At 50.7% G+C, this 24674-nt stretch carries 25 protein-coding genes and 1 pseudogene; 11 read left to right on the top strand and 15 right to left on the bottom strand.

Features of this window, described 5'->3' with window-relative positions; translation table 11 throughout:
* Positions 1–191: 191 nt before the first annotated feature.
* The 6 genes from BMZ36_RS10105 to BMZ36_RS10080 all read right to left on the bottom strand — a co-directional run bounded on the left by BMZ36_RS10105 (position 192) and on the right by BMZ36_RS10080 (position 7131).
* A complete protein-coding gene (locus tag BMZ36_RS10105) occupies positions 192–1307 on the bottom strand; it encodes a porin (RefSeq protein WP_177187849.1) in 1116 nt (371 codons plus the stop codon).
* Between the two features lie 207 nt (positions 1308–1514).
* On the bottom strand, positions 1515–2846 hold the full coding sequence (dctA, locus tag BMZ36_RS10100; RefSeq protein ID WP_281242239.1) for a C4-dicarboxylate transporter DctA: 1332 nt from the start codon (positions 2844–2846) through the stop codon (positions 1515–1517).
* A 50-nt stretch (positions 2847–2896) separates the two neighbouring features.
* Entirely contained in the window at positions 2897–3811 is a 915-nt protein-coding gene (locus tag BMZ36_RS10095) for an amidohydrolase family protein (protein WP_091195560.1), read from the bottom strand.
* A 59-nt stretch (positions 3812–3870) separates the two neighbouring features.
* Complete coding sequence (gene ligK, locus BMZ36_RS10090; protein ID WP_281242237.1) at positions 3871–4560, bottom strand: 4-carboxy-4-hydroxy-2-oxoadipate aldolase/oxaloacetate decarboxylase; 690 nt, start codon at positions 4558–4560, stop codon at positions 3871–3873.
* An 85-nt stretch (positions 4561–4645) separates the two neighbouring features.
* The gene (locus BMZ36_RS10085; RefSeq protein WP_091195597.1) at positions 4646–5740 is read right to left on the bottom strand and encodes a 4-oxalomesaconate tautomerase; all 1095 of its coding nucleotides are present in this window, start codon (positions 5738–5740) and stop codon (positions 4646–4648) included.
* Positions 5741–6399: 659 nt separating this feature from the next.
* Positions 6400–7131, bottom strand: a complete 732-nt coding sequence (locus BMZ36_RS10080) for a PIG-L deacetylase family protein (protein ID WP_091195554.1) — start codon at positions 7129–7131, stop codon at positions 6400–6402.
* Between the two features lie 391 nt (positions 7132–7522).
* Between BMZ36_RS10080 and BMZ36_RS10075 the strand changes: the two are divergent.
* Positions 7523–7845 (top strand): annotated as a pseudogene (locus BMZ36_RS10075) (transposase); the annotation flags it as partial.
* Positions 7846–8065: 220 nt separating this feature from the next.
* Here BMZ36_RS10075 and BMZ36_RS10070 read toward each other — a convergent pair.
* On the bottom strand, positions 8066–9583 hold the full coding sequence (locus tag BMZ36_RS10070; RefSeq protein ID WP_091195549.1) for a methyl-accepting chemotaxis protein: 1518 nt from the start codon (positions 9581–9583) through the stop codon (positions 8066–8068).
* A 288-nt stretch (positions 9584–9871) separates the two neighbouring features.
* Between BMZ36_RS10070 and BMZ36_RS10065 the strand changes: the two genes are divergently transcribed.
* Positions 9872–11086: a hypothetical protein gene (locus tag BMZ36_RS10065; protein ID WP_091195540.1), complete on the top strand. Its 1215-nt coding sequence runs from the start codon at positions 9872–9874 to the stop codon at positions 11084–11086.
* Positions 11087–11560: 474 nt separating this feature from the next.
* Here the strand turns inward: BMZ36_RS10065 and BMZ36_RS10060 are convergent, their stop codons facing one another.
* The 6 genes from BMZ36_RS10060 to BMZ36_RS10035 all read right to left on the bottom strand — a co-directional run bounded on the left by BMZ36_RS10060 (position 11561) and on the right by BMZ36_RS10035 (position 15502).
* Positions 11561–12223, bottom strand: a complete 663-nt coding sequence (locus BMZ36_RS10060) for a YiiX/YebB-like N1pC/P60 family cysteine hydrolase (protein WP_091195534.1) — start codon at positions 12221–12223, stop codon at positions 11561–11563.
* Positions 12208–12915, bottom strand: a complete 708-nt coding sequence (locus BMZ36_RS10055) for a zinc ribbon domain-containing protein (RefSeq protein ID WP_091195595.1) — start codon at positions 12913–12915, stop codon at positions 12208–12210. Before BMZ36_RS10055 ends, BMZ36_RS10060 begins: the two co-directional genes overlap by 16 nt.
* A 147-nt stretch (positions 12916–13062) precedes the next feature.
* A complete protein-coding gene (locus BMZ36_RS10050; RefSeq protein ID WP_091195531.1) occupies positions 13063–13605 on the bottom strand; it encodes an RDD family protein in 543 nt (180 codons plus the stop codon).
* 2 nt (positions 13606–13607) lie between these two features.
* On the bottom strand, positions 13608–14135 hold the full coding sequence (locus tag BMZ36_RS10045) for a hypothetical protein (RefSeq protein ID WP_091195527.1): 528 nt from the start codon (positions 14133–14135) through the stop codon (positions 13608–13610).
* A gap of 36 nt (positions 14136–14171) precedes the next feature.
* Positions 14172–14984: a M48 family metallopeptidase gene (locus BMZ36_RS10040; protein ID WP_091195523.1), complete on the bottom strand. Its 813-nt coding sequence runs from the start codon at positions 14982–14984 to the stop codon at positions 14172–14174.
* Between the two features lie 95 nt (positions 14985–15079).
* The gene (locus BMZ36_RS10035) at positions 15080–15502 is read right to left on the bottom strand and encodes a hypothetical protein (RefSeq protein WP_091195520.1); all 423 of its coding nucleotides are present in this window, start codon (positions 15500–15502) and stop codon (positions 15080–15082) included.
* A 132-nt stretch (positions 15503–15634) separates the two neighbouring features.
* Here BMZ36_RS10035 and BMZ36_RS10030 point away from each other — a divergent pair, with 132 nt between their 5' ends.
* Positions 15635–15952, top strand: a complete 318-nt coding sequence (locus BMZ36_RS10030) for a helix-turn-helix domain-containing protein (protein WP_091195517.1) — start codon at positions 15635–15637, stop codon at positions 15950–15952.
* A gap of 7 nt (positions 15953–15959) precedes the next feature.
* Here the strand turns inward: BMZ36_RS10030 and BMZ36_RS10025 are convergent, their stop codons facing one another.
* The gene (locus tag BMZ36_RS10025; RefSeq protein ID WP_091195512.1) at positions 15960–17585 is read right to left on the bottom strand and encodes a relaxase/mobilization nuclease domain-containing protein; all 1626 of its coding nucleotides are present in this window, start codon (positions 17583–17585) and stop codon (positions 15960–15962) included.
* Positions 17582–17878 (bottom strand): plasmid mobilization protein, encoded by a 297-nt coding sequence (locus tag BMZ36_RS10020; protein WP_091195509.1) that lies wholly within the window; start codon positions 17876–17878, stop codon positions 17582–17584. The genes BMZ36_RS10025 and BMZ36_RS10020 overlap by 4 nt, the downstream gene beginning before the upstream one ends.
* Positions 17879–18378: 500 nt before the next feature.
* Between BMZ36_RS10020 and BMZ36_RS10015 the strand changes: the two genes are divergently transcribed.
* The 8 genes from BMZ36_RS10015 (at position 18379) to BMZ36_RS09985 (ending at position 24549) form a co-directional block, all read left to right on the top strand.
* Positions 18379–18699, top strand: a complete 321-nt coding sequence (locus BMZ36_RS10015) for an H-NS histone family protein (protein ID WP_177187848.1) — start codon at positions 18379–18381, stop codon at positions 18697–18699.
* 461 nt (positions 18700–19160) lie between these two features.
* Complete coding sequence (locus BMZ36_RS10010; protein ID WP_143086027.1) at positions 19161–19646, top strand: PM0630 family protein; 486 nt, start codon at positions 19161–19163, stop codon at positions 19644–19646.
* Between the two features lie 81 nt (positions 19647–19727).
* Positions 19728–19952, top strand: a complete 225-nt coding sequence (locus BMZ36_RS14370) for a hypothetical protein (protein ID WP_143086026.1) — start codon at positions 19728–19730, stop codon at positions 19950–19952.
* Between the two features lie 3 nt (positions 19953–19955).
* On the top strand, positions 19956–20234 hold the full coding sequence (locus BMZ36_RS10005) for a hypothetical protein (RefSeq protein WP_218142695.1): 279 nt from the start codon (positions 19956–19958) through the stop codon (positions 20232–20234).
* Between the two features lie 10 nt (positions 20235–20244).
* Positions 20245–20697 carry a hypothetical protein gene (locus BMZ36_RS10000; protein WP_091195498.1) on the top strand — a complete coding sequence of 151 codons (453 nt, stop codon included), beginning with the start codon at positions 20245–20247 and terminating at the stop codon, positions 20695–20697.
* A 21-nt stretch (positions 20698–20718) separates the two neighbouring features.
* Entirely contained in the window at positions 20719–21177 is a 459-nt protein-coding gene (locus BMZ36_RS09995) for a DUF723 domain-containing protein (RefSeq protein ID WP_091195494.1), read from the top strand.
* A 328-nt stretch (positions 21178–21505) separates the two neighbouring features.
* Positions 21506–23623, top strand: coding sequence for an NACHT domain-containing protein (locus BMZ36_RS09990; RefSeq protein WP_091195489.1), 2118 nt, complete (start codon positions 21506–21508; stop codon positions 23621–23623).
* A complete protein-coding gene (locus BMZ36_RS09985) occupies positions 23620–24549 on the top strand; it encodes a RelA/SpoT domain-containing protein (RefSeq protein WP_091195486.1) in 930 nt (309 codons plus the stop codon). The genes BMZ36_RS09990 and BMZ36_RS09985 overlap by 4 nt, the downstream gene beginning before the upstream one ends.
* The last annotated feature ends 125 nt before the right edge of the window (positions 24550–24674 follow it).

Here is a 24674-nt window from a genome sequence, read left to right as displayed (position 1 = left end):
GCAATACTTGAACACAAAATACAAGCCAACACTCTACCCTCCTCATGTCACAAGGAAAAAAATATGTGTTTGGCAGAAGCAAGTAAAAAGAAAGGTGGGTAGGATTTTCACCGAAAATAAAAATCCTCTGGCTAATATAGGATTGCTCAGCCGCCCACCCTTTCAAAGTTCCCTTGAAGGAGGTATGTGAATTAGAAGCTGGTTGTTACGCCAGCAGCAATGGTCGTAACTTTCATACCAGGCACAGCTGCAGGGCTAACTGAGCCACCTGTAACATAAGTGGTTCCCATGCTATATGATGCATTTATATCATTCTTGGTATAACCAACCGATGCATGCATATAGGTCTGCTTGCTCAGTGCATACTTGTATTGCCCTGCCACAAGATACGCACCGGTATCGTCAGAGGTAAGTCCTGTACTCATGTTCTTCTGGTTGCCGATCTTGCCATAATGCACACCGAAACCATGTTTTCCAGTCGCATAGTTAGCACCAATTGCCCATGCATCTTGCCGAATTTCAGCGGCTGCGGTACTTGCCTTGGTTTTCTTGCGATCCCACATTACAGAAACGTCCAGCCCATTAACCGGCGTTAGCGTAGCGCCAACGAGGTAGTTTTTCAGGAAGGCTTCTGCGGTTGGGGTGACTGTGCTATTAACCAGCGCTCCCGTCTGCTGACCAACAGTGTTGGTGTCATTATTTTGCTTGTAGGTTGCACCAACCTTCAGCATGCTGAATTTGTAGGTGGCAGTCGCTTGGTAGCCTTGATAATTACCCGCAGTAGTCTTGGCACCAAAGTCGTACAGGGCATTAACTTGTGCGCCCCCCAAGAACACGGGAGATGTGTACTGAGCCAGATTGCTCAGGCGAGCTTGACTTTGGTTGATACTTCCCTGTACGCCATTGATGGTTTCGTTGTAGTTAATCAAGCCTCGCAGGTAATCAAAGCGCGCCTGGAACGGCAAATCAAACATTGCGGTTCCAACAACGACACGGCCAAAGTTGCCTTCAACACCTACAAAAGTGTCGCGAGTATTGAACCCACGGCTTTGATCTCCTGTGCCTATGTAAACTCGGTTTTCGACTTGCCAGAGCAGTTTCAAACCATTATCCAGCTTGTCGGTACCTTTGAAGCCAATACGAGACAAGTTGTCTACCAAACGAACACGAGTCAGATCACTGCTTGTCGTGTCTGAAATTTTTGAATATTCAACGGACGGAGCTGCAACGCCATATACAACCACTTCGGCCAGAACAGAAGGCGCGACAAATGCAGAAGCCACTGCGATAGCAATAATCTTTTTCATGGAAATATTCCTCATTTATACAACTTGGCTACTTAGTAGAGCAGAAGGCATAAACCATTTACACCTTCTACATATAACTTACACGCAAACAATTTTGTGCCTGTGGCTCGGCAAAAATCTGCTACTGAGTTGAAAAATTATTTTCACTAAATTATTCAATATTTCTTCAACCCACACAGCCATACACTTCACCAGCACAACAAAATGTTATTTGATAGTCGCATTAAGTTCTTCTTGAAGCACCTTATCGTCCAGAGCATTCTCCCATTTCGAAACAAAGATGGTTGCAACAGCGTTGCCGATCATATTGACTGGAACCAGCCCTTCTGCCATCAGGCGGTGAATGCCCAGAATAAGCGCAACACTCGTTACGGGTATTGAGCCTACCGTTGACAATGTCGCGGCCAATACTACGAATGCCGCGCCAGAAACTCCGGCGGCACCTTTCGACGTCAAGAGCAACACCAACAAAAGACCAATTTGTTGCATCACATCGAGAGGGGTATTGGTTGCTTGCGCAAGGAATATGGCAGCAAATGCTAGATAGAGACACGTACCATCAAGGTTAAATGAATAGCCGGTTGGAATAACTAGGCCAACAACACTCTTCTTGCACCCAAGTTTTTCCAATTTCTCCAACATGCGTGGCAACACAACCTCAGACGACGTTGTTGCCAAACAAATTACGACCTCTTCTCGGAAATATTTAATCAATTTAAAAATGCTATATCCGGTATATTTTGCAACTGCCCCCAAGACAACTACTACAAAAAATACACATACGATGTAGAAATACCCCAAAAATTTGCCAAGAGTCGCAAGAGAGCCAACGCCATACTTGCCAACGGTAAAGGCGATGGCTCCAAAAGCTCCAATCGGCGCAGCCCACATGACAAAATTGACAGCTGCAAACAGCGTTTTTGCCAGCATTTCAACAAAATTAATCAGCGGCTTACCATAATCGCCCAAGGCACTCAATGAAAAACCAACCAAAACAGACAAGGTAAGGACTTGGAGTACATTTCCTTCGCTAAAAGCCCCAACAAATGTGTTAGGAATCAGATCCATTAGAAACTGCACAGTGCCTTGAGTTTTAGCCTTGGCAACATACTGGCTCACTGAGGAGGTATCTACAGTTGAAATGTCAACATTCATTCCAACGCCAGGCTGCCAGTAGTTGACCGCTATCACTCCAATAATAAGAGCGATCGTCGTCATTACTTCGAAATATATAAGCGCTTTAACTGCAACTCGCCCAACCTTGGTCATATCCCCCATGCCTGCAATGCCGAGCACTACAGTGGAAAATATAATTGGTGCAATGAGCATTTTAATAGCTTTAATAAAGCCATTGCCAAAAGGCTGCATTAACACACCAATATTTGGAAACCAGTGCCCAAGGGCCACTCCAGCAAACATTGCCAAGACAACATAGAACCACAACTGCTTGTACCAAACTTTTTTGCTCATGGCTGGCCCCTCTCGTTTGATTGATTCATTTTTGTCACTTTCCTGTGACAAGACAATTTCCAACGCCATTTTCTCTCACTCCTTTTTACACTTATTATGATTGACAACACGAATTATATTCAAACCTCTTCGGGCCAATACAATTGCATTGGATTCCCAACCAACAACTTCTCCTGCAATTCAACGGTTGGCGCTATATGCGGAATAAAATCAACCAAAAGACCATCGTCTGGCATATGATTTTTGAGGTTGGGATGCGGCCAGTCCGTTCCCCATAAAACACGATCAGGAAAGAGCTCAACCAGACGTCGAGCAAATGGCACCACATCGCGATACGCATTTTGTTCGCCGTTAAGCGCAGTAGGCCCAGAAACACTCAAACGCTCCGGACAACTAACTTTTGACCAGATATTTGAGTGTTCCCGCATCAGTTTTATAAAAAGCTCGAACTCAGGGCCATCTACCGGCTTGGTTACATCGGGTCGTCCCATATGATCGACAACAACCGTGGTTGGAAGCTCGGTAAAGAAATCCCACAATTCAGGAAGATCGACTGCCTCAAAATAAATAACCACATGCCAACCCAAGGGAGCTATGCGATTGGCAATCTCCATCAACTCTTCCTTGGGAGTAAAATCGACCAGCCGCTTGACGAAGTTAAAACGAACACCGCGAACCCCGGCTTCGTGCAACTCCAGTAGCTCCTTGTCCGAAACGCTACGCCGAACGGTTACAACACCGCGAGCCTTTCCGTTCGAGTATTTGAGTGCATCTACAAGCGCACTATTGTCGGCGCCGTGACATGTTGCTTGAACAATGACATTTCGCTCGAAACCCAGCTTGTCACGCAAAGCGAAGAGCTGCTCCTTCGATGCATCGCAGGGGGTATATTTGCGCTCAGGCGCATAAGGAAACTGCGCTCCAGGGCCGAATACGTGGCAATGGGCATCTACAGCGCCCAAGGGGAGCTTGAATTGGGGACGAGAGGGGTTGGCGTACCAGTCGAGCCAACCCGGGGTTTTTTGGAATTCCATTGGTATCCTCTGCAGTTTGGGTAACGGCCAATTGCCAAAATTGACCAAATTACAATTGGCTAGTCGATGTACTTGAGCCCAGCTTTTTCCAGCGGCTCTCGCATCTTGTAAATATCGAGTCCAAGCTCACCAGCCGCAAACTTGGCGCGTTTTTCGCCTTCCAAGCTCTCACGCTTCTCTGCTGCATCGGCCACCTGTTGCGCGATTGCGGCAGGAATAACAACCACGCCGTCGATATCGGCAATTACCACGTCACCCGGATTGACCGTGGCACCAGCACAAACCACGGGAACATTGACCGAACCCAGCGTGGCCTTGATAGTTCCTTTCGCATGGATCGCACGGGAAAAAACCGGGAAAGACATTTCTGTCAGATCATTCACATCACGCACGCCGCCATCAATAATCAAGCCTTTAGCACCTCGCGCACGGAAAGATGTAGCAAGCAAATCCCCGAAGAAACCATCTGCGTTGTCAGTCGTACAGGCTGCGACAGCGACATCACCTGGCTGCAATTGCTCTGCTGCGACATGCATCATCCAGTTGTCACCGGGTTGCAGCAGGATAGTCACGGCGGTACCGCATACCTTTGCGCCTGGGTAGATCGGGCGCATGTATGGCTTCATCAGCCCGACACGACCCATCGCTTCGTGAATGGTGGCCACACCGAAGCGGGAAAGTTTCTCAACAGCAGCTTTGTCTGCTCGCACAATGTTGCGTTTTACAATTCCCAAATTGTTCATACTCATGATCACAGTCCTTTAGCTTTGAGCGCCGCATCAAGTCGCGGATATACTTTTCTGGCGTTACCTTCGTAGATCTGAATATCAATAATCATGTGTTATCTCCTTTATTCCAGATGACTGAGGGAATCATGACTTCGCCGCGCATAATTAAGCGCGCCGTACGAAGCAGGGCTGCACGATTAACTTTTTGCGGATCAACTTGATCTATTTCGAGTTCGACAGAAAATTCGCCGGTGGGATGCTCGACCGATATCGCCTTGACATTGCCTTCAGGCACGACAGCAATACCTTGTGTAACTGAACCATCCAAAACGCATGCAGTACCCACCGTCACTGCGGCAAGTACGCCAATAGCGTCATGGCATACGTGAGGAATAAAGCACCGAGTGCTAATGCTGCCGCCCTCTTTGGGGGGAGCTACTAGGCACATTTTGGGGTAGGACTTTTTGCTGACATCTCCCAAGCCCATCGCTATACCGGCCTTCAGACGTAGCTGCTCAATGCGCTCTTTGAGTTGAATATTGCCATTCAACTCTGCAACGGTTTCGTAACCAGTACAGCCAACATCAACAGCCCGAAACATCACCAGCGGCATACCGTTATCGATGCACGTCACTTCAATTTCATCGATCACATCCAATACACTACCTGTGGGCAGCAGCCCAGAACACACGGAGCCCGCCGTATCCAGAAAATTGATGGTTATCGGCGCAGACGTACCTGGTGCGCCATCGATGCGTGCATCGCCCTCATAACTGACCTGCCCACCCGGTGTCTGCACAGTAATATCACACTGCATATCGGTATTCAGCGTCAGCACACGTAGCGTTGTCGTGTCGCCCTGCGGGGCTACAAGCCCTGCCTCAAGTGCAAAAGGCACCACGGCGGCAAGCATGTTTCCGCAATTTGGAGTGGTATCAACGGTATCTTTATCCGGTTGCAATTGCGCAAAAAGGAAATCAAGATCGACGCCTGGCTTGGAGCCCGGACTGACGATACCGACCTTGCTTGTCAACGGATGTGCGCCTCCCAAACCATCAATCTGGCGTGAATCTGGAGATCCCATAACCGCCAGCAGTACACGATCACGCGTAGCAATGTCTTTGGGTAGATTTCGTGCAGCAAAAAACGGGCCGCGAGATGTGCCTCCGCGCATGAACATGCAAGGAATCGGTGTTTGCATTGACCTCTCCATCCATTAAATAAATTTTATGTACTCATTCTGGAGCGAGCGATGCAAAGCGCCTAGTAGGCCTGCACACTACTAGCTATCACAATTTGTTATACGCCACGCCTTACAGATTCGGACGTCTTGGACCGTCTATCTGACCGAAGCAAAAAGCAGAATAGATGGCGACCCGAAAAGCGTAGACAGTCTGTTTGGCAAACCATTACCCAACAGGAGGGGTGTGAATTACATAGAGCTATACTCTCGAAATATCTGGCGGGAGCGGCCAAGCTGGTACATGAGCGAAGAATGAAGGCCGAGGCCACAACTTGGCTGAATATGAATCAGGGTATATTGGCCTACCGGGTCACACAATTCCGCGAAGGCACAAGATTTGTTTCTACTACAGACCTACCGTAGGTAGAGTCTTTGCCTGCGGAAGTTCTGCAATTGTGCAAATAAATGGCGGGAGCCCGTTTGGAACGGGACATTCTAAAAAAGCGACGGTGTACTTTGCCCGGGAATCGACTGCCTGATTTGATCTGACAGTCCTGCACCGTCAAAACGGGGAACTGTCAGATCAAGTTGAAACTTCCACACCGCAGCCGACGTAGAGTCTATTGGGCGTTACCAACTACACGCTCCAACATTATCGATTCAAGTTACTTCATTATTCAAAGCGACTCGACAACTGATGGCGTCAAACGCATAAAGCCTTCCGCGTATTCAATGTTACGGGTTGCCGTGATGCCAATGTTACGCTTCGCCTGAACGCCTCGCTGCTGAGCCACTCGTGTGTAGTAATGCCACAGATGCTCCTGCCCCTGCATACACTCGATCGCGCGACGCTTGATGTCCCAAACATCGGTGATGTCCAAAAAGGTATTCGGTTGCCATTCACACTGTTCAGTTTGATGCGGTTCAAAGGCAAACACAGGAGGAGCCCCAAGAATTTTTTGCCCTGGATTATGACCTTCAGCTTGCGCGGTTACGCGTGCCTCTAGCGTCAAATGCATTGCCAGTGGATGATCGAAGTTATATGGATCCTTGACTGAGTGGCTAAGCACAAAAGAAGGTTGTAACGTGCGATAGAGATCCACCATACGGAACATAATCTCGTCGTTTACTCGCATCGGATAGTCACCAATATCCCAAAATTCTACTTCACCACCTAGGATATCCGCAGCCTGCTGAGCCTCCGCTTTGCGCACTTCCTTTACTTTACCCAACTCCATATTCGGCTGGCGCCACAGCTTGGCGGACTCCCCTCGCTCGCCAAAGGAAAGGCAAACAATCTTTACCTTCCAACCTTCTTTAACATGTTTTGCGATCGCGCCGCCCGCGCGCCAGACAAAATCCGCGGAGTGCGCACTTACAACTAGGGCTGTTTTATTTGAAATATTCATAGTGTTTCCTTTTTAATGTTCTTCCAAGACAAAATTTCATGGGGCTCAACGATAATTGGCTATCGCTCAACACTGGAGGACATCCAACACAACTTAATAGCCATTAAAAAATTCTTTTTGATTTAACCATTTTATGGCCCCTATCAAATATGCATAGTAGGCACATGATCTACTTGATATAACGTTTTTGCATATCTTAGCCACACACCCCCGTCTGCCACAAAAAACCATAAAAAACAAGCAATTACATCGTCGCATAGCCGAAATATGGCATACCCTGCAACCGAAAGTTGTGTGTTTCTTAGAAAGGCCAGGAAAGAAGGCGACGTCCACCCAAGATTGAGTAGCGCAAGGAATTAGAGTCCAATCCCATCACTGAAGGAGATTGGACATGAAGAAGCGCTACACGGAAGAACAGATCATCGGCTTTCTGCGGGAGGCCGATGCCGGCATTCCGGTAAAGGAGTTGTGCCGTCGGCACGGCTTCTCCGAGGCCAGTGATTACCTCTGGCGCAACAAGTTTGGCGGCATGACAGTTTCTGAAGCCCGGCGGCTCAAGGAACTGGCAGCCGAGAATGCCCGCCTCAAGCGTATGCTGGCCGAGGCGATGCTCGAAAACGAAATCACCAAGGAAGCCCTGCAAAAAAAGTGGTGACCGCGCCAGCCCGTCGAGAGCTGGTGCGCCATCTGACTGCGCGTGGCCTAAGTCAGCGGCACCTTTCTGGCACTAAAACTGTGTAACCAACGAAGTCGTGTGCTTTTTCCATGAGATCGCACATGATAAAGGCGCTAGTCAGCCAAGCTTTATGACAAGTAGCGAAGCAGAAACCATAGGAAGCGGGTTCGATCCTGCATTCGGATCAAGGCGGTCGCGATATTGCACGCGGGGTTAGTCAGAATAGGCCGAATCCTCTACAGGTCACCAGTAATTGCCTCACGGGCCACGGGGCACACGGAACGGCGCTACCGACTCCTTTAGCCACGCTGCTTGCGATGAGAGCTGATCCGACATCGAAGCCAATTCCTCACTTGAGGCGGCATTCTGCTGAATAACCATCGTAAGCTGACTGACTGCAGAAGAAACCTGCTCGACCCCACTCGCCTGCTCGCGACAAGAAAAAGATATTCCCTGCACGAGAACCGAGGTTTTTTGGATGCCAGGCACAATCTGACACAAGAGGCTACCTGCTTTTTCCGCCACAGATACGGAAGACACCGACAGCGCAGATATTTCACCGGCGACCTTCTGGCTATGCTCAGCAAGCTTGCGCACTTCCGAAGCCACGACGGCAAACCCCTTTCCGGCCTCTCCAGCCCGAGCCGCCTCAATCGCGGCATTGAGCGCCAACAGATTGGTTTTTCGCGCAATTTCCTCGACAACTCCGATCTTGTCAGCAATTTCTTGCATCGCAACAACCGTTTGCCTTACCGCTCGACCACCTTCTTCGGCATCCTGTGCAGCTTTCTGGCTGATCGCTTCCGTTTGCTCAGAATTGGTTGCGTTTTGCTGGGTAGCTCCGGCCATTTCTTCGACCGTGGCTGACACCTCTTCCACGTTTGCGGCTTGCTGCATTGATCCTTGCGAGAGCGATGCCGCCGTCTCGGCTATCTGGCGAGAGCCACTTGCCACCTGATTGGCAGCAGAAACGACACCGGAAAGCATTTCCGATGTTTTTTCGATGAATTGATTGATCCCCACGGCAAGCATACCGATTTCGTCGTTTTTTTTCGTATACGTCGGATTAATTTTGCGAGTGAAGTCACCTTTTGCCATCTCATTGAGGACGCCAACCACCTCCACAATCGGCTTTGCAATGCGGTTGGACATGACATAGGTCCAAACCATAAAAACAATGACCATAAAAGCGCCAATAAGCAGCAAAACCATGGCCCGGGACCAGAACAGCGCCTCGATATCGTCTACAAAGAAGCCAATGCCAATCATCCAGTCCCAAGGTTCATATTTAACGATGCCGTTAAGTTTTGGATAGAGCCTGTTTTTATCTTCTTTATCCGGCCTGGCAACTTCAGTCCGCACAATGGTCTTAGCGCCCATGCTCTTGTTGAGCGCATCCTTGTAGGTCTCGACCAAGGTTCGACCGTCCGGCATTTTTCCACCATCACGAACCTTGCCAACTCGGTCGGCAATGGGAATGACAAGTAAAATATCGTCTTTTAGCGAGCGGACAAAATAGTAATCAGAACCTCGTTGCTGCGCCGCCAGAGCCTCCTTGGCTCGCGCCTGAGCTTCTGCCCGCGACAGCTTGCCGCTTACCTCCAGGCTTTGATAATGCTTAGTCAGTGCTTCAGCAAAATCCAGAAATTGAAAAATCTGCGTTTTGCGCTCTTCCAGAATGTTTTGCCGCAGCGAATACAGTCCGGAAAATGAGAGCACAAGAAGCCCAAGCAATGACGTCAAAGCCATTACCCAGATTTTCGTCCTGATACGCATAGTCACTTACTCCGTCAGATGTGCCGCGTAACTCTGTCAACGTAGTTATTACAAATTTTAACTTCGCCGCCAGCCGGTTGAGTTCGCGCGCCAATTCATAGAGTTACTGTACCTGATCATATGTTGCTAGTACGACAGGCCGCGAATTATTCAACCATTGAAAATTTGATAGATGAACTCTGGGGCAAGGTGCACAAAGTACCTAGTACACTTTTCCACTACTCGTTATCGCATTTTGTTATACAAGCCACTTGCTCGTTTAAAATGCGGAACCCAGGAGCGAAACCAGTGACAGTTCATAAGTGGCAATTTGCACCTCGATTCCGTCGTAACGCATTTGGCTGGAAATCTGACACCCCGATCCAGCGCATTAAGGAAGCTGTTTCAGAAATCAAACAAGTGGTGCGCAAGGACCCTGAACTTGCCGCCGAAGGTGCCGTGGTATTCCTGGAAAAACTGACTCCAGCCATTGAGCAGGTTGATAGCTCATCCGGGGCCATCAGCACTGCGGTCCATCGCGCCATTGAAACACTGGTCCCCATCATCGCCAAAGCAAAGGTTGATGCGAAGGTACGCAATCGGTGGCTGGTGCGCCTGTGGCAAGCCATCCAGGATGACGGCATCAGTTACATCGAAAGCCTGGCAGACCATTGGGGCGACATGTGCGCAGATCCCAATGTTGCGAAACGCTGGATTGAGGAATTCAAGCCGATGGTGGAATACGCATGGCGCCCGCATTCCAACGGTCATGGGTATTACAACGGCACGGCCGCCTGCCTGTCGGCGATGCTGGCTGCAGGCCAGTATGAACAGTTACTCGCGCTGCTCGAGTTGGCGCCACACCCGTTATGGCATGACCGGCGGTGGGGGGTGAAAGCGCTGACGGCACTCGGCAAGAAGGCCGAAGCCATCAGATATGCCGAAGCTAGCCGAGGACTCACTCAATCTGATTGGCAAATCTCGGAAATCTGCGAGGAGATCTTGCTCTCGTCCGGCCTTGCCGACGAAGCGTATCAACGCTATGCCATCGCGGCCAACCAGGGCACGACCAATCTGGCCACTTTTCGTGCCATCGCCAAGAAATATCCGCACAAAGCACCCACGAAAATCTTGCGCGACCTTGCCGCCAGCACGCCGGGAGCAGAAGGAAAGTGGTTCGCTGCTGCCAAAGATGCCGGGCTGTTTGATGTGGCCATCGAGTTAGCCAGGCGAAGCCCAACCGATCCGCGAACACTAATCCGTGCAGCCAGGGACTTCGCTATCAAACGTCCAGAGTTCGCGATCGCCACTGGCCTCTCGGCGCTGGGGTGGATGGCCAGAGGCTACGGCTACGAAATTACAGTACTTGATGTGTACAGCGCTTATGACGCAGTGATGGAGGCATCCCTCGGCGCGGGGATGGATAGTCAACAAATCAAAACCCAGGTGCACCAAATGATTGATGTACCCCCGTCAGGGGTAAATTCTGTACAGAAAATTCTTCAATCCAAACTGAGTCCGTGAAGGGCCTGTGCTGAATTTTGCGTAAACTAAGTAGTGGGTGGCGCTGAGGGAATGCTGAAGCTTCTGAATTCTAACGCCCGTGAGGATCAAGACGAAGCCAATTCCTGGCGCGTCCCTCGCCTGTTTGATCTACGCGCCGGCAATGCCACACTGGTTCGCATGACTGCCAGTCACTGGGATGGCAATTGATCCTGCGGCTCATAAAAATAGCAGTCGGATCATTGTCCAAAAAAATGCCGCCCAAAGGCGGCACAGTCTGGGAGGAGTATGGAATAAGCCGGTCATTTCCCGGCATCGGGTTGCGCCGATGTTTGCTTAACGCTGCTGTGGTTTGTGGGTTGACAGTGGCTCGTGTTTTTTCGGGTTTATTTAAAATCCAGGATCGTCATGCCTTTGGCTTCTCAACCCAGCATGAGAAGCTTGGCCCTGTTCAAGAAGCTTGTCATGCCACGGTATGGGCAACATGATTTTGGTTCATTCCATGGTGTGTTTACTGGAAACGGGAACGAGCAGCTCCGATGCGGCCAGTGTATCAGGGAGTAAATACGCCCCGCCCACGAAGGGCATATTGATGATGTCGCGCTGGTTGGTCAGCGCAATGCCCGCGGTTTTCCAGGCGGTTTCGACGAGTGTTGTACAGTAAATTTCACCCTTGGCATCGGCGGCATCCGGGTGAATCCCGAACGGCATGCCAATCATGCGTCTTGCTGCTTTTACTACCGTTTCAGCTTCCTTTTCTCCGACGCCTTTGACCCGCATCACTGCTGCATTGGTCGCTCGCTCTTTCGCCAGAAAGTATTCAAGGCTGTCTTCTTTTACCACATCGGGTTTGCCCTCTTCCTCGGCGGGAACGGCATGGATGACGGTCACCCCATGGGGGCCTGAAGCGATAAGCCCAACGTGGCTCCATAAGCCGTTTCGTTCAGCAATGACGACAGCACCCGCCTCTGTGCCTTTGCCACGCCTGAAGATCAAGGCGCCATTGGGCAGACTATTCTGTTGAATTGCCTGGTATAGAGCACCCTCCGCAGAAGGATCGTCACGGGAAGTCCAAACGGAATACAGCAAAAAACAGGCGCAGGCCATCAAGGCCGCTGCGCCTGCTTTAACACTCAGCCGTTTTACTTGACCTTCCATGCGCCGTTGATTTTTCTGACTTCAGTGTTTTGCTTCTCTGAACGACCATTCCCATAAGTAATGATTGTTATGCAATTTTTCGCATCATCCCCCCCCGAACATGTCGCTTTGAGGTCTTTAATTCCGCCTTTCATTTTGATCTCGGCTGCGGCCTGCCCAATAACAATCTGGAGTTTTTTCTCATCCTGCATTGAAATATCGTGCCCAGCATAATCAACCGAACGACTCAGGACACCTTTCAAATCACCATTAGCAAGAGATGCGTAAAACGATTTAATCGTCGCCTCTGGGCCCGCCGAAAAAAATAGAATTTTTGCTCCGAACCCAACCGCCAATACCAGCAAGCCCAAAACCAAACCACCAACGATTTTTTTCTTGGTCGCGGGGTCGGCTTCATTCACCCCCTTGATTGCCCGTGTTCCGATTTCGCCAACAATGGCGGCGCCGGAAGCCGCAGCAGATGCAGCAGCGGACGCGGCAGATCCCGCTACATCCACGGCAGCATCCACGACATACTTGGCTTTTTCCGCACGTTCGGCCGCTTCTCGTGACTTGCTGGCATCCTGACTGGCAGTAGCCTCGGGCGGTTTAATGGGGGCGACGGAAGGCGTGCCCGCCATAGAAGAACCGCACTGACCACAAAACTGGGATCCATCATCCAATTTGGTACCGCATTTAGAGCAAAACGCCATTTTGTTTTCCTTTGTCTATTAATCGCGTAGAAATATCTTTCTCAACAGCACATTGATAAGCCCCATCCGGCTGAACACCTCACGGCGTAGTCGAAGCCAACCGGGGCGGCCGCGCGCTACCGCCCCTCCCCGGCCTGCTTCCGCCACTCAGTCTTTCCGGTTAATGACCACCGTGCCGGCCACCAGGTCATGCAGGGTTTGCTGCTTCTCGTTGAAGAACGCAAAAAAATAGCCGGCAAAGAGGAACAGCCCCGAGGCAATCGACATCAGCGAGCGGATCAGGGCTTTTTCCGGGGGCAAGCGGTTACCCTGGAGATCGCAAACCTCCAGTCCCATGGCTTTCATGCCGAGGGTGCCCCGGTAGTCCTTGTTGCTCATGAAGAAGACTTCATAAGCAATAAACAGCGGCAAGGTCAGTACCATCCCCATGCCGAGGGTCATCACCGAAAGCACCATGCCACAGACATAGATCATCAAGTGGTCGATGATGCCGCCCAGTATCCGTTTGGAGAGAGGGGCCAACTCCAGTGCCCGATTTGTTTCAGTTTGCGCAGATGGGGGAACGACCGGTGCGGGGGCAGGAACGACCTGCGGACTCACAGGCGCGGCGGCGGTCAAAGCCTGTCCGCAGTTGCCGCAAAAGGAAGCCGCAGCTTCATGACTGGAACCGCATTTGACACAGAATGGCATATTCAATATCTCCTTGGCTGTGTTGGGGAAGGTTCATCGGACAGCAACTTCAACAATTCCGGCGCGCCGATTTTGTTGCGGTCGATCCTGACTACCAGATCATCGATGGCTGGCGACTTGGGGTCGTACCATTGCACCGTATATTCGAAGCTCCCTTTGCCGCCGACCGATTGGTATTCGCCCGCGCAGCGACGGATTTGCCTGATCGGGTCATAGGCGATTTCTCTGGCGCGCCGCAATTCGATGAGGCTCACCGGGGAATAACGATTGACCAGCTCCAGTCCTGATCCGAAAGAAGCATAGATTTCTGAGGCCACGATCTTGCTGCGGCACTCGGGCAAGACGAGTTCCATGCCCGCTTTGCCTTTGACGGCATACACGAAGCGATCCACCGTTCCCGCTGGTGCTACCAGCAGATACAGTCCCGCGCCGATCAACAACAACAGAAGCAGCAGGATCATGGCGATTCGAAAGAACCACTTGGCAATGGCAGGCTTTTTGTCGGAAACAAAAACAACCGGTTGGGTCATGGGCAGTTCCTCGTGTCTCGTCGAAACATCTGCGTATCAGTACTTGGGACGACGGCGCTTGTTGCTTTCATATACGGGCATCAACTCTTCGGCCCATTTGCCGTTGTCCGCGATCCGCGTTTCGTTGGACGGATGGGTGCTTTGGAACTCAGCAGGGGCGTTCCCCTTCATAAGCTTGTTCATTTTTTGCCACAATGAAACGCCGGCCATGGGGTTGTAGCCCGCCATCGCGGCAATGCGCAGTCCGATGTGGTCGGCCTCGGACTCAGCCGAACGCGAGTTGGGCAGTTTGACCAATAAATTGCCCCCCTGTTTCATGAGGAGTTCATTGCTTTGGGCAGTCTGGCTGGTCGAGGCAGCAAGCGTTATCGCCGCTTGCACGCCCATTGCCATGGAAACTTTTTCACGACCATGCTCCGAGATGGCATGCGCGATTTCATGTCCGATCACTGCAGCCAGTTCATCGTCCGTGGCATGTAATGCGCCAATGATTCCCGTGTAGACCGTGATCTTTCCGCCGGGGAGGCACGTGGCATTGACGGTTTGGGGATCATTGATCACGACCGTTTCCCACTTCCATTGAGCAGATTCCGGCTTTAACTTGATGGCTTGGGCGATGAGGGCTTTGGTGATCTGGGTAATGCGGGCCACTCGTGCTTTGTTCGTGTCGGCTTGACCTGCGCGTCTGGCCTTTTCTTTGGTATCTGCAAACTCTTTTTCACCCATGGCCACGACCGTGGCACTGGGAATGAGCATCAGCTGCTGGCGCCCGGTCACTTCATTGGTGGCACACCCGAGGAGGCTCCCCAAGCCCATTGCCAGCGATGTTGTCCAAATCATTCTTTTCATGATGCAGCCTCCCTGTTTTTTGCCATTGAATGGCAAGGCTGTTGTTGCCCATTCATGCAGCAGGCCAGCGGGCTCGTCCGTTGGCCATGTACCGCTTATTTGGCCGTGCAGTATTTCTTTTGAAATGCATTCTTGTTGGGTGCTTTCTTGCTCTGGCCTGCCTTGATGCAATCGGCATCGAATGCGTCGCTCATTTTTTGGCCGAGCAATTCCTGAACACTCATCCGGGTGGCATTCCCCATTCCAAACAACCCATCAGGACTCCCTTCTGTCGTGCATTTGCGCATCACGGCAAACAACTGTGCGCAATCGTTCTGGCGCAGGCCCTTGCTGGCACCCCGCTTGGCGCCGCAGTGTTCAGCGATCCATTCTTCGACCCCGGCTTTCCCATATTCGCTTTCCACGCCGGCGGGAACGTTTTGTACACACTGTTCCCAGCTCTGGGATTTGGGGTTGGGGGCGGCAAAGGCAGAGGAAGCCAACGCGCACGCCAACAAGACAAGAGGAAGTTTTTGCATGGAGGTGTCCGTTTCATGTGAAAGGAGAAGGAATAGCTTTATGGGCCAGCTTGTCCGGGATGACCCTACCGCCGAAATACTAAGTAAATCTTAGTGCGAAGGCAAGTTCAAACTAAGACGATCTTAGGTACCATGAATGAAAAGATTCCCCCTTCCGGTTGTTTTGCCAAGCGCTTGCGTGATGCTCGGATGCGCCTTGGCATTTCCCAGATGACATTGGGCGTGCTTGCGGGAATCGATGAGATGTCGGCCAGTCCGCGGGTCAATCAGTATGAACGCGGGAAACATGTCCCCGATCTGGACACCATGGGGCGGCTGGCGGAGGTTTTAGGTGTGCCAACGGCTTACCTTCTGGCCGAAGAAGATGAGCTGGCCCGCTGGATTCTGGTTTACCAGTGTTTGGATGCTGCAGAGCGGGCGCCGATCTTGGCGCGGCTTGGGCAGGTTTAAAATCACGTCACCCGCGCCTCGGCCCCACCAAGCACTCCGTCTTATCGCCCAGTTCAGATGATTTGGCCTCGGGGGCGAATTTCTGCAAAAACGCCATCCGCTGGGCTGGATCGGCCAATCTCGGAGAAAGATCGGCGATCGCGTAAATCGCCTTTTCATGTGGCACCCCCTCCAGTACCGCCTTGAGCAGGGCCGCTTCTTCGACTTGTTGCCAATCCACCTTACCGAGCACTTCCCCGCTCGCTTGCAATGCCCAGGTGGCGCGCTCGGCAAATATTCGTTCAATGCCAGATTTTTTCCGAAGCACTGGCATGTTCTTAACGCGCCGCCAGTATTCATCGACAACCTGCGGAGAATGCGCCGCAGGTTTGCCTGACACATGCGGAATCACAGGAGCGGCCGAAGGCGAAGCACAGGCACTATGCCGATTTTTGGCTGGTGGAATGGCATATTCTGAATTGGAAATGATGCGCGTGCAGGTACGCTGCTTGACAGGGCTAGCGATACCCACCCCCTCATCGCCACAGTCAATTTTCGGCAGCGATGGGGTCAGCTCTGGCGCGATCGATATCGCCATATCATGCTCAACGACATGAATTTCGGCCTGTGCCGGTACGGTGGAAACGACGGGTTCAGGCACGGATGGCAAGGCCGGCGGTGTTGTTTGGACAGCCTCGGCAGCCATGGCAACCTCCGCACCGGCTCTGAGCGCGACTGACTTGGCACAAAAAATCTCGATAACCTCGTGATCTCGTTCAACATCGTATTCGATGCCTCGCTCAAGCAAGCCCTTGAACGAATAGTCACACCCCAGTGCTCTGCCTTTTTTAGTATTCCCGTCATAACGGAAAGCAATGCCGACACACTTGCCCGCCGTCACTCTTGGGAAAGGCGTCACGCCCGCCTTTTCCAGTGCGAGCAGAAATTGCCCCATGTTGGTGGCGCACGCCAGCACCTGATCGATTTTGTCCTGCACTCGGGTGTTCCACGGGGCTTGGGAGCGTTTTTTCATGAGCTGCAGATCAACACCATCTGCGGCTGCGCGCCGAATTCTGCGGGAAGGATCTCGGTCGCGAATGGCAACCGCTTCTCGCTGAATCACTCGCGTCAGCTTGTAGAAGATCTCCTGGCGCTCCATCTCCAGTTCCCACAACCGATAATCTCGGTGTGGATTGAATATCAGCCCGACCTCCAAGTCGACTGTGCCTATGATGCAGTGAACATGAATGTGCTTCCTGTCGCCATGAACCACATATATGGCCATCCGACGACGTTTGGTGACATTCTTTGTGGACTCGCGCGCAAGCGCTATTGCTTTCTGCGCGACTTGCGCGCGGCTCAAGCTTGGAAAATCATCTGGCGACAGAGCTATTACGATGCGTTGAGCCAGATTTTGGGGCATTTCGCGATTCATCCGCATTCGCCGCGCAGCTGCTTCCATTTGAGTGGCAATTCGCTCAGCTTCCAATTCAGGATTGATGATCAGCAACGGCGCAACAATATAATCCGCAGCAACGGCCAGTACACGGGTGCATTCAGCAGATTGTTCGTTCTCTGGCTTAGGGGTGATTATGTACAGCACAGAACGAAAAACATCAGCTGCATCGGGCAAATCTATTTTATCTGCAATCATAATTTCAGGCTCCGCAAGTCATGCGCCATAGAAGCCAATGCGGCCATGTCGATTTTATTGTCTTGCTGCGCGACAATGGTTAGTTCGTTCAACTTATCGGCGATTTCACATAACACCGACATGTATTGCTCGCGCCTCTCATCGGCCGCATCCGTAATCCGGATAGGCACACAATCGAGAGAAAGCGTCATACGCATCAGGTCGGAAACTGAGCGCCCCATCTGCTTGGCTTTCTCCTGGGCCTGAAGGTATTCCTCTTCAGTGACTCTAATTTTCAGAAATTTTGATCGCATCGCCCATACCCCAGTTCAGTGCAAGCGTAGGTATTAACCACACCTGCGATAGCCAGTTAAATTTGCGAGACCGGTGTGGTAGCCACATATTGTGGCCACAGCAGCCCTTGGTCCCTAACTACGGATTAACAGGCTTTATTCTGGGGAAATACTCAAGGTCAATCAACACGTAGATCATTGTTTTGCATGACATTTTTTAACAGTCCACACCATTCTTGTCAACAAAGCCAACATCCAAAATTGCACCATAATGATGCAAAAACATGTAACAGACCCCTATCCGGCATAAGGATTTAGGCGCACATTCGGCACGTATTGCTTGATCAATTTTTTTACCAAAGCCGGACCTGACATATTTTTTTGCGCTATAAAAAATAGCTTTGCGCCGGTGGTTGGAATATTTACTTTTATCCCCATATTTTCTGGCTTGTCATGAACCACCACTTCATCGGTGGAGCATGATGCGCAAATTTCTTCGACTTATTTATATGGAGCATGCCGTGATCGATATTTCGACGCTGAGCCTGATTGAACTGGCCGAACTGAAGAAGCAGATTGATGTTGAAATCGTTAAGCGCAAGGAAACCGAGAAACAAAACCTGCGCACTGAAATTCAGCGTATGGCTGCCAATGCAGGTATGACTTTGAATGAAATCCTGTCTGGTTTGGACAAGAAGCCCCGCAAGCAGGCGAATGCGGGTATTGCCCAGTTCCGTAACCCTGCAGATGCTGAGCAGACCTGGACAGGGCGTGGTCGCAAGCCGCAATGGGTGTTGGATTGGCTGGCCAGCGGCAAGAATCTAGACGGCCTGCGCATCTAAGCGCCCATCCGAATCTGTAGGGATATCTCGCTGGTCTTGGTGGCCCGCGAGATAATTACCCTCGTCCCGCTGGCGCCGTTCTGCGACGGAACACCTGATTCACTGAGGGTAAGACCTCTTCAACGCACGCGCAGTACTGGATATGCACCAGGACGCGTGACATTACAGGGCAGCAATACGGTCCATCTGCGCCTGTATGGGATACCGCGGATTTTGTAATCACCGCGCTCCGACCGGGTTTGGCAAGCCCCTCCCCTCGCATCGAAACACACCGTCTCATTTGCGCCATGCGCCGTAGCAACATGCTTGGCGGGATCGATATCAACGGCGATAATGATCGTGATTGTCTAATGCTGTAAGTTATCCAGTGGGAGATGAAAATCCCATCCTGGCACTCCGCTGCCGAAGTGGCTTCCTCCATCGCTTCGGGATGGCATCGTCCTTTTTTCGCAAGCACGCATATGAACCGACTGATCACTCATCTTTCGCTTGTTGCACTGGTACTTTGCGGTCCAGTATTTGCATCGCCATCGAACCCGACTGATAGCCCATCCAGTGCCGTCGAAGTCGTCAGCGCCGATTTTGGTCTTTTCAATTCGGCAGAGTCCGGAAACCCTCCGTTTGAACCTGCGAAGGTAGTACCTCTTACGCCAAATCAAGGTTATGGCTGGGTCATGCTTCTTCGCACGGACAAGCCCAAGATCAAATGGCGCGAGGAATTCACCCTTCCGGCAAAGCCTGACACCTGGGGGAACCCTGAACCATTGGGCACGCGTTCGGTTTCGACCGACGGCCGAGTCTCGATCACCGAGCGGGAGGTTTCCCCTGAACGGGGCATCATTTTCAATTCCTGGGCAGTGGCGCCGGGAGACCCCAAGGGGCGTTATGTCATTCGCGTTTTTATCGAAGGCGTTTTAGCCAGCGTATTTGAGTTTGATGTGCAATGAGTAAGCGCCGCAACGTCACTCCCAAATTTCCTGTTGGAAGGTTGGATTTATCGCGGCTTTTTTATCTAGATGAGGGGATATATGCGTAATTTTCTGATCGTACTTCTTGTTTGTTTTGGTCTTGCTTCCATGCCGGCAGAGGCTCGCGGCAGCCGAGGTGGCGGCAAATCCCACGCCAGCAAGTCTTACTCAAAGAAATCGTATTCCAACAAAGGGGGCCATTATGCCGGTGGCAAAGGTTCATCCCACAAAGGCGGGAAATACAAAAACCGTCGTACCAATGATCACTACACCAAGCGGACATAAATCATGATGCTCCGCCTCGCTATCGTTTTCAGCCTCCTCCTCCCCGGCGCTTCCTTCGCCCGAGCTCCTATCTCGGACACCCAGATCAAGCAGCAAATCATCAAGGATTCCCTCGCGAACTATCCCGGCAACTGCCCGTGCCCGTACAACACAGATCGGGCTGGGCGTAACTGTGGAAAGCGCAGCGCATATAGCAAGCCCGGGGGCTACGCGCCACTGTGTTACCCGAAGGACGTGACGCAGGAGATGGTTGAGGAGTGGAAGAAGGACAACATCAAATAGAAAGGATTTTATGAAAAAGATCAGCGTAGCTTTGTCTCTTGCCATGCTTGGCGCCTGTGCTTGGGCATCGGCCATGACACCGCAGGAAGCCATGGACTATTCGATCAAGGATGCGCGCGCCAAAATCGCGAAGCAATTCCATAACCCATCGGCAGTAAAGTTCAACGAGTCGTTTGCGATCTATTCAAAAAACATCGATCAAATCTACGTGTGCGGATCGATGGCCTCCGGTGACTCTGTCGGTCAGTTCGCTGGCAACACCCGATTCGTGGCGACCTACAACTTCTATGCCGACGAATCCAGCCCGCCCAATTTCTCCAGCGTAGCGTTCAATGTAAAAGGGGAACCGATGGTGAGGTCTGCGGATGGATCAGGTAAACGGGCGACCTGGTTCGACGACATGAACTGGAATCAGCGGTGTGTCGATGAAAAGCATCCTCCCCGGTACTCAGAGGATGAATAGCGCGACGGGATGTAAAAAACGATGATCCTTAGCATTCATGTGTACCGGCATCGTTTTCAAATTGCGCACCCTGATAGTCAGGTGACTATCGAGCGATACACGCGCTTTCGCGATCCCGTATATCTGCACTGTCCGATACATGGAGAAGTTAAGGCATCCTCGGCCGCCAACCTGCTTTGGGCGGCACACGCCTGCCCGAAATGCGGGGAAGAGGCCAGTCAGTCGCCGAGCTATCCATTGCCGGAAAAACACAAGGCCTCAAGACGGTTCAGCGATACGGTTCTGCAACGGCGGATGGCCCAATCGCCCACCCCCGACTGCCGCGATGTTCAGCGCGACCCCGCCGATCCCCTGTTTGCTCTTTTTATATGCCCCCGCCATGGGCAGCAAAAGGTGCGCATTGGAGGGTTGATTTGCGGCTGTATCTTGTGCCGAAAGGATCGAAATCGGGAAAAACGTGAAGCTAAATTGCAAAAATGAGTAGTCATGACCAAAAGCTATGGCTTGCTTGGACCTATACATCCCTGGGGAGGGTACTGTTCGAATCCCGGTGATATATGTCTGTAGTTCGGCCAAAGCGGGCGTTGACCACCAACTGAGGGAACGACTACTCTCGGCCAGAAGCGGTCATCCGATCCAATGTTGTTGTAGGGGCGATAGCATCGCGTAATCGCCCAGTTCGTTGGCGCGCAAAATCAACATGCGTGCGATTATGCTTCGCTAATCGCACCTACGGCCCTGTACTTGTAGCTATGAACAAGCAAACAGATTAATGCATAATGGGAATAATCCTGAGGGGCATTATAACATGGATAACCAACTCAAGCGCGAATTAGAAGAAATATACCGACGATACGGATTCGAAACTGCAAAGGTTTACGAGCCTGAAAACGTAATCGTCTTCACTCTTAAGACGGGCTACTTCGACAACGCAGACATTGTCCCGCTGAGCGAAAGCGCCAACACCAAGAAGCCATTTGATGATTTTTCGGCCACTGGCTATGCATGTACTGTGCGAAGTTTCTTGTCTCCAAAACAGACTGAAACAGAGCTGTTCAAAGGGTTCTTTTCTGTTGCCTCAATTCTCGACAGGCTTGATAAAGACTATAAGCAATTCACTAATAACATTGTTAAGCCATTTGCCGACGACGCGCGCTACGAATACATCAATGCGCCCTATAGCGTCAACGGGAAGGATGGCAGTAAGTCACCAGCTGCCGAAGTCGTCGCTCGATTAAATGCTGCCCGCCCTATCCTCTTTCTGATTGAGGCCGCCGCCGGATTCGGAAAAACCTGCACCGCCTACGAAATAGTTCACCAACTAATACAGGAGAAAAACTATTTACCACTTTTCTCTGAACTGTCTCGAAACAGAAAGGCCCCAATATTTCGCTACGTACTTCTTGATGAAATTGACAGAAAATTTCCGACACTCAGTTCCCGCCTCGTCCAGAGCGAAATGATAAATGGACGTGTGGTTACCATCCTCGACGGCTTCGATGAACTTTTACGAAAGACCGACGAAGATGATGACTTCGAGAATCAGGAGCCAATGCTCGAAACTATAGGCCAGTTTTTGACGGGCAACGCCAAAATAGTTCTTACCACGCGTCGCACGGTTTTGTTCGAGGGGGACGCTTTTCATAGTTGGGCGGCCACACATTCTGACGAATTTGAATTAATAAGGATCCGAATTGGCGAACCATCACTTATCGACTGGTTGCCAGAAAATCGACTCAAGGCTATTCAAGCCACATCCTTGGACATAAAGAATAGTCTTACCAACCCCGTTCTGCTTTCTTACTTACGATGCATTCCTGATGATAAATTCGACGCAGTTATCGAATCGCCGCAAGGTTTGGTGGAGCGCTATTTCAACTTTCTGCTCGAGCGAGAAAGACTGAGGCAAGATCTGCAGATGAGCGTCGACACACAAAAGTCGATCCTTACAAGCATCGCAGCCGACATGATCTCAGGCGGATACACATCAGAACAGAGAGACTACATCGTCGATTTGATACTAAAAAATTGTATACAAGAAATCGAAGAGGCCTTGGTGCTTTATCCTTCATCAGAGCGCCCGGATAAGGAATTTATTGCAAATAAGATTGCTAGTCACGCCCTTCTAGACAGAAGTAGCAAGGAAGAGAACAAAATAGGATTCATCAATGAATTTGTCTTGGGCTATTTTGTGGCAGCAAATATTATTAATGACGACGATTGGTTAAACGACGATGTGCGCTTTCTTGAGCCAGCTGTGGTTTCATATCGTCCGCGAACTATTTTTGAACGCAAAGAGCTTCTCGAACGCATTCGCCAATCGTTAGAATTCACAGCGATTTCATACAAAACGGACTTTACGGCGCGACTAATAGGCGCCGTCGACTTTCCCCTTCAATCCGATGAGGCCGAAGGCCTTGAGTTTGATGCGGTTAAGTTTGGCTTAGAGACAATCGAAAGCTTTCAGTTTAACGATTGTACATTTAGAAGCTGCGAATTTGCGCTTGACAAGTTGTCCGGCGTTACATTTCTGAATTGCAAGTTTTACGGCGACAACGTTGCAACCGGTAAGCCCGCTGGCTCCATATACATCCTTGGCGAAGTAGGTGACAGTGAATTCCTTAAAAAAGTAATAGAAAATATTGATGAAATTGATTCTTCAGTCTTGCCAACTCATGCACTCTTGCTTGAAAGGCATGTTCTTGAAAAATTTTGGCCTGTCGGACGTGAAAAGCTCATGCACAAGCATCGTCCAATATCGGGGATTTGCAACGGATACGGCGGCTTCCGGCCTGATGAAATATATAACGCTATTCACCAATTAAAGAAAAGAGGTGTTTTGCTTCAACCCCATAGTGCAGCGTTTGTCGAGCTGAATTTTGACCGGCTACCTGAGATTCGTCATATTTTGGGAAGGGCGCAATGAGAAGCAAATATGAACATATTGCAGCAGAAATGCGGCGTGAAATTGAAGATTTATTGTCTGCCGTCGGCATTCTTTTTCGCGTCTTTTCCAGAGGCAAAGACGATGCATCCCTCAACTCGAAGCTTATGCGGGAACCTGGAAAGTATCGAGTCGGCGGGAAATTGATTCAAGACTCCATCGGTATTAGGATAGCGCTATATTTTCCTGACGACATTCCAATCGTCAAATCAATTCTCGAGTCAAATTTTCGTATTGATAGTAGTGCTTCGACAATTGATCGACCGGAAAGAGACCAATTTTCTGTAACGCGTTATAACTTGATATTCCGCCTCCCAAGTGAATCCACCGATAATTTTCTCAGGATTAAAGGCGACGCACCACTCGATTCAACATTCGAGGTTCAATTGCGTAGCATCCTTTCCGAGGGGTGGCACGAAGTGGAACATGATCTGAGGTACAAAGCCAAAGAAAATTGGAACGGTCATGATGACCTTAGTAGGGTACTGAACGGGATTGTTGCCACTCTCGAGACATCTGAATGGAATATGGGAAAGGTTTTTGAGGAACTTGCCTATCGGCATTACAAATCGCGGAATTGGCACGGGATGTTACCGAGCATACTAAGAATGAGGCTTAAGGGCGAAATTACACAGCCCATAGTTGACGCACTCAACTCCGACATTCAAGTAGCAAAAGATTTGCTTAGAATTGACCGGGCTAGACTCCTGAAGTTTTTGTCGCTTGCTAAGCCAAAGCTACCGGTAACGCCAGACAACGTGATCTTGTTTTGGAATGCAACTGGTCCTCAGCACCAGTGCCTACAATCGCTCACCCCTGTTATTGTGTACGATGCAGCTGCCGGTCTTTCTCCAAGTTGTCATGATCGTCCCGTGATCGAACATTCAGAGGTTTCTTGCTCCTATTAGACCCCTGCAACCAAGTCCCGCGACTGAATGGCAGCTAAGCACCAGACAGTTGCCTATCGTTGCAAACCAAGCCAACGGCAGCTAAGGCCGAACTCCGGGCCCTGAGTGCGTATTCCCCCCTATTT

It is taken from the genome of Formivibrio citricus (assembly GCF_900115065.1).
Taxonomy (GTDB): Bacteria; Pseudomonadota; Gammaproteobacteria; order Burkholderiales; family Chitinibacteraceae; genus Formivibrio; species Formivibrio citricus.
This window is presented reverse-complemented; position numbering and strand designations above follow the sequence as displayed.

Bases quoted from the DNA above. Each gene is read 5' to 3' on its own strand.
- BMZ36_RS10105 (WP_177187849.1), bottom strand. From the start codon at position 1,307: ATGAAAAAGATTATTGCTATCGCAGTGGCTTCTGCATTTGTCGCGCCT.
- dctA (WP_281242239.1), bottom strand. From the start codon at position 2,846: ATGGCGTTGGAAATTGTCTTGTCACAGGAAAGTGACAAAAATGAATCA.
- BMZ36_RS10095 (WP_091195560.1), bottom strand. From the start codon at position 3,811: ATGGAATTCCAAAAAACCCCGGGTTGGCTCGACTGGTACGCCAACCCC.
- ligK (WP_281242237.1), bottom strand. From the start codon at position 4,560: ATGAGTATGAACAATTTGGGAATTGTAAAACGCAACATTGTGCGAGCA.
- BMZ36_RS10085 (WP_091195597.1), bottom strand. From the start codon at position 5,740: ATGCAAACACCGATTCCTTGCATGTTCATGCGCGGAGGCACATCTCGC.
- BMZ36_RS10080 (WP_091195554.1), bottom strand. From the start codon at position 7,131: ATGAATATTTCAAATAAAACAGCCCTAGTTGTAAGTGCGCACTCCGCG.
- BMZ36_RS10070 (WP_091195549.1), bottom strand. From the start codon at position 9,583: ATGCGTATCAGGACGAAAATCTGGGTAATGGCTTTGACGTCATTGCTT.
- BMZ36_RS10060 (WP_091195534.1), bottom strand. From the start codon at position 12,223: ATGGAAGGTCAAGTAAAACGGCTGAGTGTTAAAGCAGGCGCAGCGGCC.
- BMZ36_RS10055 (WP_091195595.1), bottom strand. From the start codon at position 12,915: ATGGCGTTTTGCTCTAAATGCGGTACCAAATTGGATGATGGATCCCAG.
- BMZ36_RS10050 (WP_091195531.1), bottom strand. From the start codon at position 13,605: ATGCCATTCTGTGTCAAATGCGGTTCCAGTCATGAAGCTGCGGCTTCC.
- BMZ36_RS10045 (WP_091195527.1), bottom strand. From the start codon at position 14,135: ATGACCCAACCGGTTGTTTTTGTTTCCGACAAAAAGCCTGCCATTGCC.
- BMZ36_RS10040 (WP_091195523.1), bottom strand. From the start codon at position 14,984: ATGAAAAGAATGATTTGGACAACATCGCTGGCAATGGGCTTGGGGAGC.
- BMZ36_RS10035 (WP_091195520.1), bottom strand. From the start codon at position 15,502: ATGCAAAAACTTCCTCTTGTCTTGTTGGCGTGCGCGTTGGCTTCCTCT.
- BMZ36_RS10030 (WP_091195517.1), top strand. From the start codon at position 15,635: ATGAATGAAAAGATTCCCCCTTCCGGTTGTTTTGCCAAGCGCTTGCGT.
- BMZ36_RS10025 (WP_091195512.1), bottom strand. From the start codon at position 17,585: ATGATTGCAGATAAAATAGATTTGCCCGATGCAGCTGATGTTTTTCGT.
- BMZ36_RS10020 (WP_091195509.1), bottom strand. From the start codon at position 17,878: ATGCGATCAAAATTTCTGAAAATTAGAGTCACTGAAGAGGAATACCTT.
- BMZ36_RS10010 (WP_143086027.1), top strand. From the start codon at position 19,161: ATGAACCGACTGATCACTCATCTTTCGCTTGTTGCACTGGTACTTTGC.
- BMZ36_RS14370 (WP_143086026.1), top strand. From the start codon at position 19,728: ATGCGTAATTTTCTGATCGTACTTCTTGTTTGTTTTGGTCTTGCTTCC.
- BMZ36_RS10005 (WP_218142695.1), top strand. From the start codon at position 19,956: ATGATGCTCCGCCTCGCTATCGTTTTCAGCCTCCTCCTCCCCGGCGCT.
- BMZ36_RS10000 (WP_091195498.1), top strand. From the start codon at position 20,245: ATGAAAAAGATCAGCGTAGCTTTGTCTCTTGCCATGCTTGGCGCCTGT.
- BMZ36_RS09995 (WP_091195494.1), top strand. From the start codon at position 20,719: ATGATCCTTAGCATTCATGTGTACCGGCATCGTTTTCAAATTGCGCAC.
- BMZ36_RS09990 (WP_091195489.1), top strand. From the start codon at position 21,506: ATGGATAACCAACTCAAGCGCGAATTAGAAGAAATATACCGACGATAC.
- BMZ36_RS09985 (WP_091195486.1), top strand. From the start codon at position 23,620: ATGAGAAGCAAATATGAACATATTGCAGCAGAAATGCGGCGTGAAATT.